This window comes from Microcystis sp. M53603_WE2, from assembly GCF_030065435.1.
In genome coordinates this window covers 1-10,563 of record NZ_JASJFF010001143.1, presented here as the reverse complement: position 1 = coordinate 10,563, position 10,563 = coordinate 1, and the positions used below count along the sequence as shown (strand labels likewise).

Here is a 10,563-nt window from a genome sequence, read left to right as displayed (position 1 = left end):
GTAAGTAATTATTCCGCCGAGCAAATGCGTCAAGCAAGCCAGATTTTGGCGAAAAAAGAGGTTCCCTTAGCGGTCAATCAGGTGCAGTATTCGCTTTTGTATCGCAAAATAGAAACTAAGGCAATTTTAGCCACGGCCAAGGAATTAGGTGTCACCATCCTCGCCTACAGCCCCCTCGCTCAAGGACTACTGACCGGTAAATATAGCCCAGAAAGCCAGAATTTGCCCGATGGAGCCAGAAAAGTTGACTCGCGGTTCAAAAAAGAAGGTTTGGAGAAAATAGCCCCAATTTTAAGGGTAATGCAAGAATTGGGCGTAAAATACCAAAAAACCCCCGCACAAGTCGCCCTCAATTGGTTAATCGCCCAAGGGGATGTGATTCCCATTCCGGGGGCAAAAACCGCGGCCCAAGCGAGGGAAAATGCCGGGGCGTTAGGATGGAGTTTAGAAGCGCGAGAGGTGACGCAATTAGAACAGATGAGCCGGCCTTGGCTGTAAAAATCAAAACTTTTGATTTTTGATCACCATTCTGGAAAAAGTCTCTAACTTTTTGGTGATCAAGATTAAAACAGGCTACAATCTTTGCATACTGCTGTACTACTTAAGAAAACTGGGGAGAAAATTAATGGCGACAATGACAAATAATTCCGATCGAGATAAAGCCTTAGGTTTAGTCTTAAATCAAATCGAGCGCAACTTTGGCAAAGGTTCGATCATGCGTTTAGGAGACGCCACCCGGATGCGGGTGGAAACAGTGCCTAGTGGTGCTTTAACCCTAGATATGGCTTTGGGTGGCGGTTTACCGAAAGGCCGCATCGTCGAAATTTACGGGCCAGAAAGTTCCGGAAAAACCACCTTAGCCCTCCATGCGATCGCAGAAGTGCAAAAAGCTGGGGGAGTGGCGGCCTTTGTCGATGCGGAACACGCTTTAGATCCCACCTATTCGGATGTTTTAGGGGTAGATATCAATAATTTACTGGTGGCACAACCGGACACGGGGGAGGCTGCCTTAGAAATAGTTGACCAGTTAGTGCGTTCTTCGGCCGTGGATATCGTTGTCATCGACTCGGTGGCCGCTTTAGTGCCGCGGGCGGAAATTGAGGGGGAAATGGGGGATAATCAGGTGGGTTTGCAGGCCCGTTTGATGAGTAAAGCCCTGCGAAAAATTGCTGGTAATATTGGTAAATCCGGTTGTGTGGTGATTTTCCTCAACCAACTGCGGCAAAAAATCGGTGTCACCTACGGCAATCCTGAAGTGACCACCGGAGGAACGGCCTTAAAATTTTATGCCTCGGTACGTTTAGATATCCGTCGCATTCAAACTTTGAAAAAAGGCACGGAAGGGGAATACGGAATTCGGGCTAAAGTTAAGGTGGCTAAAAATAAAGTCGCGCCTCCTTTCCGGATTGCTGAATTTGATATTATCTTCGGTAAAGGCATTTCCCAGGTGGGTTGTATGCTCGATATCGCCGAACAAACTAACGTGGTTACTCGTAAAGGGGCATGGTATAGCTATAATGGCGAAAATATTGCCCAGGGTCGCGATAATGCCGTTAAATATCTCGAAGAAAGGCCAGAAGTAGCGGCAGAAATTGAGAAGTTATTGCGGGATAAATTAGACATGGGTTCGGTTCCTTTCCCCACGGAACCGGCCGACGAGGACGATGAGGACGATCTGGAACCAGAAATCTAAAAGAAGAGGGTTTTAGGTCTTGGTTATCCCCCTATTTTGGGGGATTTTTTAGCTTCAGAATCGATAGATTTAGCGGCTTCTAACCATGATTGTAAACCTTTTTTAGTCGGTGTTCCTTTAGTGGTAAAAGTCCATAGATCTCGTTTATGTTGGGGGCCGTAGCTGATATGAATTGGGCGATTAATTCCGTAAAAATAGAGAGAATCAAAGGGTAATTTTTGGGTTAAAATCCAATCTATCAGGCGATCGCTAGTTAAATCGATAATCCGAAAATCACAGGCTGCCCCCAATCGCTGACAATAATATTGACCTTTTTGATTAATTTCGTGGGCGCAATGTTGATCACGACTGGGATCGATTCTACCGTTTTTTAAGCCAGTGATCGGGTCTTTTTTTTGGAGAAATTTTCTCAGATCATTGGAACAAAATCCGTAGGTTAATTGGAATCTTTCTCGACCAAAATTATCAATAATTGGATCGATAATAAAGTGAGCGAGATTTTGCCAAGCGGTTATCGTTGCGGTACTTTTTGGGTAGGGATCGATTTGTGCTGCGTACTTTTGATAGGTTTGGGAACAGGTAGATAATTCTTCTAGGGTTAAATATTTACCAATTAACATAATCAGTTATCAGTTTTTAGCTAGATCCTATCACCCCATTTAGCTATTTTGCCAAAGCTGCTTTTTTGCGACCATAATAAACAGCGACAAAAGCGCTGACATACATCCATAAACTATAGACCATTGCGGGAATGGCCAGATCGGGATTCTTTAATAAACCGGCAGTAATGCCAATAGCTAAAGTGCCGCTTTGAATACCCACTTCAATTGCAATACAAATTCTTTGGGGAATAGTTAATTGAAATAAAAGACCACTGAAAAAGCCAATTAGGGAAGCAATCGTGTTTAAAATAATCACTCCCAGGCCAGTTTGAGCGATAAATAAAGGTAAACGTTGCCATTCTCTCAGGATTAATAAGCAGATAATAACTGCTAGAAAAATTACGGCTAAACGATTAGTTATCGGTTCCAGACTTTTGGCCAGTAAAGGGAAGTAATGGCGGATAGTCATACCCATAACCAGGGGTAAAACTATAATCAAAAATATCTGCGCCATAGTGGAACCAATGGGTAGGGAGATAGCGGCACTTTCACCCATAAAATGCTGGAGAATGAAACTAGCTAAAAAAGGTATTGTGAAAATGGTGATGATGCTGCTAAAAGCGGTTAAAGTAACAGAAAGAGCCACATCTCCCTTAGCTAAATAGGTTAAAACATTGGAGGAAGGGCCGCTGGGGCAAATGGCGACAATCATTAAACCGACGGCAATTTCTGGCCGGAGAGGCAAAAGAGAAACAATAATAAAGCCGACGATCGGTAGAATAATAATTTGATTGACTAAACCGATCAGGACTGCTTTGGGATAACGGGTGATACGCTGAAAATCGGCGAGAATTAATCCCAATCCCATGCCTAACATTAAAACGCCTAGGCCAACGGGTAAGAGGATATTAGTAAAAAAGTCGGCTTGCATGGGATAAAAGCGGAGAAGACGAGCTTATTTTCCCATAAATTGACTAATTTATTCTTGTCCCTAGTTAGGGTTTGCTGACTAAAAAACCCCCGGTGTGCAGGGGAGATTAAATTGTAGGAGAAATCCAAACCTTGGCGATTTTAGTCCAGTTTCCCTTCCCGCTCCGGGATGATATCCTAGTTATACTTCAGTTGCTTGGTGGCAACCATGGGATCACAGCTAGGGAACTGCCGATGCGACTGCCACTTTCGACATCAGCAATGCCTAGGGAATGTTGCCGCAGGACTTCCATCAAAAATAACGAGGGCAAATTTTCCTTCTAAATCCCGCAGTCCTTGAATTCCTTTCTGTTGATAAATTGCTAGGGCGATCGAGGTGGTAGATTTTTGGTGAACGATAGGTGAATTTTTGCAGAGTTTTCCCTTCTCGATCGAGGGACAGTTTTCTGTCTTCTAAGTTGTGTGTAAACATAGCAACCCTCCAGAACCCTACATTTTTATTGTACCTTTATTCTTGGTTCGAGTGCGGGAGAATGTAATAATGTGTATTATTCCTCAGAGAAGACTCAACCTTTGTTTGTTTTAAAGGTAGTCGCAAGTGTGAGGGGATTAATTTTCCTGAGCTTGTTCAGCGATTCCCTCAGCACGATTACCAGTTGACTCTTTGCTTCTTTGTGCGATCGAGTTCGAGGATTTGTCTGGGGTAAAGTAATTGATAAAGTAGCTAATTTCCCCGATATCACTCTCTTTGATAATCTCGATAGATTGTACTTAATTAGGGCTTGCTGAATAAATGTTAAATATAGACAAGGTAAGGGGTTTAGGGGAATATTAGGTGCAAGATTTTGAGAGAATCGTGGTCCAAAACCTTGTATCTTCGGGGCGAAGCATTCGGGCATAACCTATCGCTGAACCGTAGATTTCCTGTCCGAATGCTTCGCCCCTACTTTTTCAGAAACCCCTAATTAAGTTAAGATAAAAAGGGTTAAATTCTCTAGAATAATTATCCTTAGCACGGCTCATTTTTGAGTGAAAGACTGGCTCCCTTGCTGCCAGTGGAGAATAGGAAATCTATCAATAGTCATTAGTCATCGGTTAGCTCTTTGTCCACTGGCAGATCGCATTGTTGTTCTCGAAAACGGTAAAATTAGCGAAGTAAGAACCCATGGGGAACTGATGAGCAAACGAGGACAATATCACCCTAATAGTTATCAATCTAAAAAACCCGGTGTGCAAGGGAGGTTAAATTGTCGGAGAAATCCAATCATGAGGATTTTAGTCCAGTTTCCCTCTCTCGCTCCGGAGTGAGAGAATAGTCAAACTTAGTTTTTTTGTCCCGATCGAGAGTATTTTCTGAGATATATCATTGTCGATCTAGGGATAAAAAACAGTAATTTCGCCCGATATAACCTTTTATTTGCCCCTATGACTGTCAAAATCGCTCTTAACCCCAATCAAATCCAAAATCTCGATCTCTTATCTTTAGAGACTATTATTCAAGATTATCAGTCCCGATCAGCGATCGCAGAACTGGAACAAGCTCTACAATTAGAGATAGATTATCCTCGTGCGGAGGGTGATATGCGGGAATTATCAGAGATACCAGAAGTCAGGCTGTGGTTTCTGCGTTTAGATGCGGTTTATCCCTGGTTAATCTTTATTCTTGACCCAAAACAGGGAGAAATCGCCCGTTATGCTGCTATGTTGGTCCCCCATCAATTCCATCGCGGGGAAGGAATTCAATATAACCCCGAAGCTTTAGAGATTTTTGTGATGCAAAAACTCTTTATTTTGTCTGATTGGCTGAAAAGTCAGCAAATTCCTGCTTTATCTCGCTTAAAATTTTTCGCTCAACAGTTTGGTTACGATATCGACGAGGAATTTCTCTCTAGTCTCTAAAAGCCTCCTGCGCTGACTAGATAAGGTATTTTTAATATATGGCAAGCTACTGTCTCGCCCAATTTAGCGCCACCAATACCCCTATCAGAGAATCATGGATACAAAATCCTTTAAACGCACCCTACAGCAATCGGATAACTATAACCGCAAGGGATTCGGTCACAAAGAGGAAGTAATGGATGCAATGACCAATGAGTATCAAAGCGACCTGATCCAAGAAATTCGTGAAAATAATTATCGTTTAGAACGGGGTGACGTGACGATCTATCTCGCTCAAGCTTTTGGTTTTTGTTGGGGGGTAGAACGCGCTGTCGCCATGGCCTACGAAACTCGTCAACATTTTCCCCAGGAACGTCTCTGGATTACTAACGAAATTATTCACAATCCCTCGGTTAATCAGCGTCTGCGCTCCATGGCCGTGAGTTTTATTCCGGTGGAAAATGGCCAAAAAGACTTTAGTGTGGTGGAATCGGGGGATGTGGTGATTTTACCTGCTTTTGGGGCTAGTGTCTCGGAAATGCAAATACTTAACGACAAGGGTTGCATGATTGTGGATACCACTTGTCCCTGGGTTTCTAAGGTGTGGAATTCCGTAGAAAAACACAAAAAAAGCGACCACACTTCGATTATTCACGGCAAATATAATCACGAAGAAACGATCGCCACTAGCTCTTTTGCTGGCACTTATCTGATCGTTTTAAATTTGGATCAAGCTAATTATGTCGCTAATTATATTCTCCACGGTGGCGATAAAAATGAGTTCTTAGAGAAGTTTAAAAATGCCCATTCCCAGGGTTTCGATCCCGATCGCGATCTAGATTATATCGGTATTGCCAATCAAACCACGATGCTGAAAAGTGAAACGGAGGAAATTGGCAAACTCTTCGAGCATACTATGTTGAGAAAGTACGGACCGATCGATTTTAAAGATCATTTCATGAGTTTTAATACCATCTGTGATGCCACTCAAGAGCGTCAAGATGCCATGTTTGAACTGGTGAAAGAACCGCTTTCTTTAATGGTGGTAATTGGCGGTTATAATTCCTCTAATACCACTCACCTACAGGAAATAGCGATCGAGCGTGCCATTCCCTCCTATCATATCGATAGTGCCGAGCGCATTCTCCCCGGTAATCGCATCGAACATAAACCTTTAGGGGACGATTTAATTATCACCGATAACTGGTTAAATGAGGGAAAAATTGTCGTCGGAGTGACTTCTGGCGCTTCCACTCCTGATAAGGTGGTAGAAGAGGTAATCGAGAAAATTTTTGCGTTCAAATCTTCTTTAGTCCCGGGTTAATTAGCCTAGGTGTTAACCTTTGGCAATAGCTGCATCTCATAGCACAAATAGGAGATGCAGCTGATATTTTTCTCAGTGGGATTGCTCAGAAACTAACTAGGGTCTGCTGAAAAAGTTTTTCATGGGGACAGGGTGTGGGGTGTGGGGTGTGGGGTGTGGGGTGTGGGGTGTGGGGTGTGGGGAAAAACAATTCATAACTTGAGAGTTAATCACACTATTAAAAAGGGATTTGGTATCAGATTTATTCAGCAAACCCTACAACCTTTCTCGTAAAGGTGAAGCATACAGTAATCCTTGCTAATCAAGTGTTTTAGACGCAAGAACGAACCTCATCTATCTGAGAAACGCTGTAACTACCGCAATCTTGACATTGACGTTAGAACCGTTCGGCTCTTCTCGTAAGAGCCAATATTTTCCTAAAAACGGCGGGTTTTATCGATTCCGTAGATAATTCCCGTCACCATGGAAGAGAGAATTAATAACAAAATTAATCCTCCGGGTAAAAAAGATAATATCCCCATGCCGCGCAATATATAAACTAACACGGTCACTAATAGGAAACCGAAAAAAAGAGACTTTAAATAACTAGAATTTGAGCGCATTTACTTAGATTAACACTTACTCTTGAGTTAAGTTTAACTTTTCGGCAATCATTGCCAGAATTTTTTCTTCCCTTTTTCCGTTACTGATAGATTCCAATAACCTGCAATTGAGGATAATTTTTTCCCCGTTGGATAAGGTTAAAATAATCCGTCGGTAATTAGACCCCAAAAAGCCTTTGTACTCTTCTACTTTTGCCTCAACAATTCTCTCTAGAAGATAATCACTTTCACTTCTAAAAGTTAAATGTTGTCGCCTACGGGTTAGGGTAGCGGTACCCTGATTAAAGACATAACTCTCCCAATAGCTGACATCATAAAGTAATAACAGACCTGACAATAAGCATAACATACCCCAGAGATAATAGGGATAATTATGGTGGTGTTCTAGCAGTGCTGACAAGGTATCTAGGGGACTTTTGGCAATAATTTCCTGAGCTTGATATCTATTCACAAAACTCTCAAATCGAGTTTTAAAATCACTAGCTGACTGCACATCCCGAAAATTTTCGATGTAGAGATAGTTATTTCTCCCGACCAATAAAACCGTGTTATTAACAGTTTTTTTCTGCTCAACACTGATAAAAACTTCTTGATAGACAGCCGTAGCTTTAATGTGAGTTAAAGAAAAATTTTCCCGACTAGAAACAGGAAAATTATACTCTTGGACATATTGACAATCTATTCTTTTTGTGCCTAACCTCATGCAGTTGAGATAAGCGCGCTGGAAAGAAACCAAATATGCTAAAAACAGCAAAGGAAACCCAGCCAGAAAAAACCCCAGAAAAGGACGATATTGAGGAGCCTTATTCTCTAATAAGAGTGTAGTCAGCGTTTTTTGCTTAACTCGCATGGGAAACCCTACAGGTACTTTGTTCTAATTGTACTACAGCTTTTTTCAGCATCCTTCTCAGGATCGATTTATTTAATCTGCTGACGGGGAAAATTGTAATGATTATTCACGAAAATCTGACATCGGTCTCTAGACTGCCTCTATCTTGACCTTTTTTGTTCTGGTTTGCCACGGTAAAACCCTGTTTATCGAGTTTTTGTAAAGCTTTGGTGGTTTTTTGTTTATTGTTTGTATTTAAAGTAAATGTATAAACAAAGCTGTTTTTATAAGTTTTTATGACTTTAAAAAACTTTATAAGCTCTAAAAGATTATTTATATAATTTTTAAGCGTTCAATCTCACTCTAGCTATAGCAGATAAAAATTGAGCCTCTTTCCAAGGGGTGGGGAGATGGTCAATAATTACGATCAAAGCACTGATAAACAAACTCACCATTCAAGCGTACATTTAGGAGAACTTCCATGCCTTTAACACTCGCAGTCTACGGAAAAGGTGGCATCGGTAAATCGACAACAAGCTGTAATATTTCGGCTGCTTTAGCCAAAAGAGGCAAAAAAGTCCTACAAATAGGCTGTGACCCCAAGCATGATAGCACCTTCACCCTGACAGGCTTTCTGATTCCCACAATCATCGATACCCTGCAAGAAAAAGATTTTCACTACGAAGACATCTGGCCTGAAGACGTTATCTATGACGGTTACGGTGGTGTCAAATGCGTGGAAGCGGGGGGGCCTCCGGCCGGTGCCGGTTGTGGCGGTTACGTCGTCGGGGAAACGGTGAAATTATTAAAAGAATTGAACGCTTTTGATGAATTTGACGTGATTTTGTTCGATGTTTTGGGGGATGTGGTTTGTGGAGGATTTGCCGCACCCTTAAATTACGCCGATTACTGCATAATTGTCACAGATAACGGCTTTGATGCTCTTTTTGCCGCCAATCGCATCGCTGCTTCCGTCCGCGAAAAAGCGCGCACTCATCCCCTGCGACTAGCCGGATTAATTGGTAATCGCACCTCAAAACGCGATTTAATTAATAAATATGTAGATCATGTTCCCATGCCAGTGTTAGAAGTTTTACCCTTAATTGAAGATATTCGCGTCTCCAGAGTTAAAGGTCAAACTCTCTTTGAAATGGCCGACAAGGATCCGATGTTAAGTTATGTTTGTGACTATTATCTCAACATTGCCGATCAGATTTTAGCCAAACCAGAAGGAGTTATTCCCAAAGAATCTGCCGACCGGGAATTATTCACTTTATTATCGGATTTCTATCTTAATGCCGATAAACCGAAAGTTAACGCCGAGGCGGAATTAGACCTGATGATGGTTTAGATTATTTTGTCGGGTGGGTTAGGGACAGCGTAACCCACCAATAACCACCAATAATCACCAATAAACTCTTTTTATGGGTGGGTTACGGCGAAGAATTAACTTATTAGTTAATAGCCTAACTTATCGTCGCCTAACCCACCCTACCCACGAATTTTATCGAGGACTCGATGATGATAATTTTTCCCTCTCATTGGGAATTCTAATAGAGAGAACATTATTATTCAGTCAAGGGGACAAAATGAGCAACTTTGAGGAATTAAAAGCCAGCTTACCGCGGCGATGGTTAGATTACTACCAAAATAATCAAGCTTGGATTAAGTGTTTAATGAATTCCAGAGGTTCGTGGCGAAAAACTCCCGACGGTGGTAAACGTCCTAGTGCTGACATAATTATAGCGGCAGCAACAGCTTTAGAACCTAAGTTATCAGTGTGGATGTATCCCTTTTGTCAACTTAGTTCCGATGGGGACAAACTGGTAGAAGTCTTAGGACTAAATTTTGATTCTGAAAAAAAGGAGTTGGAAAAATCGGAAAAAGAATTACTGATTTCTAATTCGCACACTGAATATCTCAACGGATTCCGAGAAAAACAATTATCAGTCGAAAAAAACAAAGTAATTATTTTTGAGGAATTGCTAAAAATCTTACCAGATAAATGGTTAGATTACTACCAAAATAATCAACCGTGGATTAAGTCTTTAACGGATTCTAAAGATTCGTGGCGAAAAACTCCCGACGGTGGTAAACGTCCTAGTGCTGACATCATTATAGGTGCGATTACCGTTTTAGAATCTCAATTATCAGTGTGGATGTATCCCTTTTGTCAACTTAGTTCCGATGGCGACAAACTGCTAGAAGTTTTAGGATTAAATTTTGATCCTGAGAAGAAACAACTAGAAAAGAAAGAAAGAGCATTAAGTAATTCTGTATATCCTACTGAGGATCCTGTACTGCAAAAAATCCGCCAAGAGTTACAACGAGAAAACCTAAATAAACCAAGTTAAAGGAGAACCAAACAAAATGACCGCCACTCAAGAACCGAGCGCTTTACAATTTGATTGTGAAACCGGCAACTATCACACCTTTTGTCCAATTAGCTGTGTTGCTTGGTTATACCAAAAAATCGAAGATAGTTTCTTCCTTGTTATCGGCACAAAAACCTGTGGTTACTTCCTGCAAAATGCCATGGGTGTCATGATTTTCGCCGAACCACGTTATGCCATGGCTGAATTAGAAGAAGGGGATATTTCCGCTCAACTAAAAGACTACGAAGAATTAAAACGCCTCTGCTTACAAATTAAACGAGATAGAAACCCTAGCGTTATCGTTTTTATCGGTACTTGTACCACCGAAAT

At 41.5% G+C, this 10,563-nt stretch carries 13 protein-coding genes; 7 read left to right on the top strand and 6 right to left on the bottom strand.

Translation table 11 applies throughout. The features are described from left to right. On the top strand, positions 1 to 498 hold a 498-nt coding region (locus tag PX481_RS24150; RefSeq protein WP_288096453.1), incomplete at its 5' end, for an aldo/keto reductase. A gap of 127 nt (positions 499 to 625) precedes the next feature. Beyond that, positions 626 to 1,693 (top strand): recombinase RecA, encoded by a 1,068-nt coding sequence (recA, locus tag PX481_RS24145; RefSeq protein ID WP_002759143.1) that lies wholly within the window; start codon positions 626 to 628, stop codon positions 1,691 to 1,693. Positions 1,694 to 1,716: 23 nt separating this feature from the next. On the opposite strand, the gene PX481_RS24140 is transcribed toward recA, so the two are convergent. From PX481_RS24140 to PX481_RS24130, 3 genes are all read right to left on the bottom strand, one after another. Continuing rightward, a complete protein-coding gene (locus PX481_RS24140) occupies positions 1,717 to 2,313 on the bottom strand; it encodes a hypothetical protein (RefSeq protein ID WP_288096451.1) in 597 nt (198 codons plus the stop codon). Between the two features lie 43 nt (positions 2,314 to 2,356). Next, positions 2,357 to 3,226: a bile acid:sodium symporter family protein gene (locus PX481_RS24135; protein ID WP_288096449.1), complete on the bottom strand. Its 870-nt coding sequence runs from the start codon at positions 3,224 to 3,226 to the stop codon at positions 2,357 to 2,359. Positions 3,227 to 3,413: 187 nt separating this feature from the next. Then, the gene (locus PX481_RS24130) at positions 3,414 to 3,536 is read right to left on the bottom strand and encodes a hypothetical protein (protein WP_283160069.1); all 123 of its coding nucleotides are present in this window, start codon (positions 3,534 to 3,536) and stop codon (positions 3,414 to 3,416) included. 1,114 nt (positions 3,537 to 4,650) lie between these two features. Between PX481_RS24130 and PX481_RS24125 the strand changes: the two genes are divergently transcribed. Then, entirely contained in the window at positions 4,651 to 5,124 is a 474-nt protein-coding gene (locus PX481_RS24125) for a CRR6 family NdhI maturation factor (protein WP_002759148.1), read from the top strand. Between the two features lie 94 nt (positions 5,125 to 5,218). Next, positions 5,219 to 6,427 (top strand): 4-hydroxy-3-methylbut-2-enyl diphosphate reductase, encoded by a 1,209-nt coding sequence (locus tag PX481_RS24120; protein ID WP_002759149.1) that lies wholly within the window; start codon positions 5,219 to 5,221, stop codon positions 6,425 to 6,427. Between the two features lie 96 nt (positions 6,428 to 6,523). On the opposite strand, the gene PX481_RS24115 is transcribed toward PX481_RS24120, so the two are convergent. The 3 genes from PX481_RS24115 to PX481_RS24105 all read right to left on the bottom strand — a co-directional run bounded on the left by PX481_RS24115 (position 6,524) and on the right by PX481_RS24105 (position 7,879). Next, positions 6,524 to 6,679, bottom strand: coding sequence for a hypothetical protein (locus PX481_RS24115; RefSeq protein WP_288027912.1), 156 nt, complete (start codon positions 6,677 to 6,679; stop codon positions 6,524 to 6,526). A 164-nt stretch (positions 6,680 to 6,843) separates the two neighbouring features. Then, positions 6,844 to 7,029 carry a hypothetical protein gene (locus tag PX481_RS24110; RefSeq protein ID WP_002759150.1) on the bottom strand — a complete coding sequence of 62 codons (186 nt, stop codon included), beginning with the start codon at positions 7,027 to 7,029 and terminating at the stop codon, positions 6,844 to 6,846. A 16-nt stretch (positions 7,030 to 7,045) separates the two neighbouring features. Next, positions 7,046 to 7,879 carry a hypothetical protein gene (locus PX481_RS24105; protein WP_002759151.1) on the bottom strand — a complete coding sequence of 278 codons (834 nt, stop codon included), beginning with the start codon at positions 7,877 to 7,879 and terminating at the stop codon, positions 7,046 to 7,048. A gap of 460 nt (positions 7,880 to 8,339) precedes the next feature. Between PX481_RS24105 and bchL the strand changes: the two genes are divergently transcribed. The 3 genes from bchL to PX481_RS24090 all read left to right on the top strand — a co-directional run. Beyond that, positions 8,340 to 9,209, top strand: a complete 870-nt coding sequence (gene bchL, locus PX481_RS24100) for a ferredoxin:protochlorophyllide reductase (ATP-dependent) iron-sulfur ATP-binding protein (protein WP_002773281.1) — start codon at positions 8,340 to 8,342, stop codon at positions 9,207 to 9,209. Positions 9,210 to 9,447: 238 nt separating this feature from the next. Further along, positions 9,448 to 10,212, top strand: coding sequence for a DUF5331 domain-containing protein (locus tag PX481_RS24095; protein WP_353852226.1), 765 nt, complete (start codon positions 9,448 to 9,450; stop codon positions 10,210 to 10,212). Positions 10,213 to 10,228: 16 nt separating this feature from the next. Next, the coding region (locus PX481_RS24090; protein WP_353852225.1) for a nitrogenase component 1 at positions 10,229 to 10,563 on the top strand (335 nt) is incomplete at its 3' end.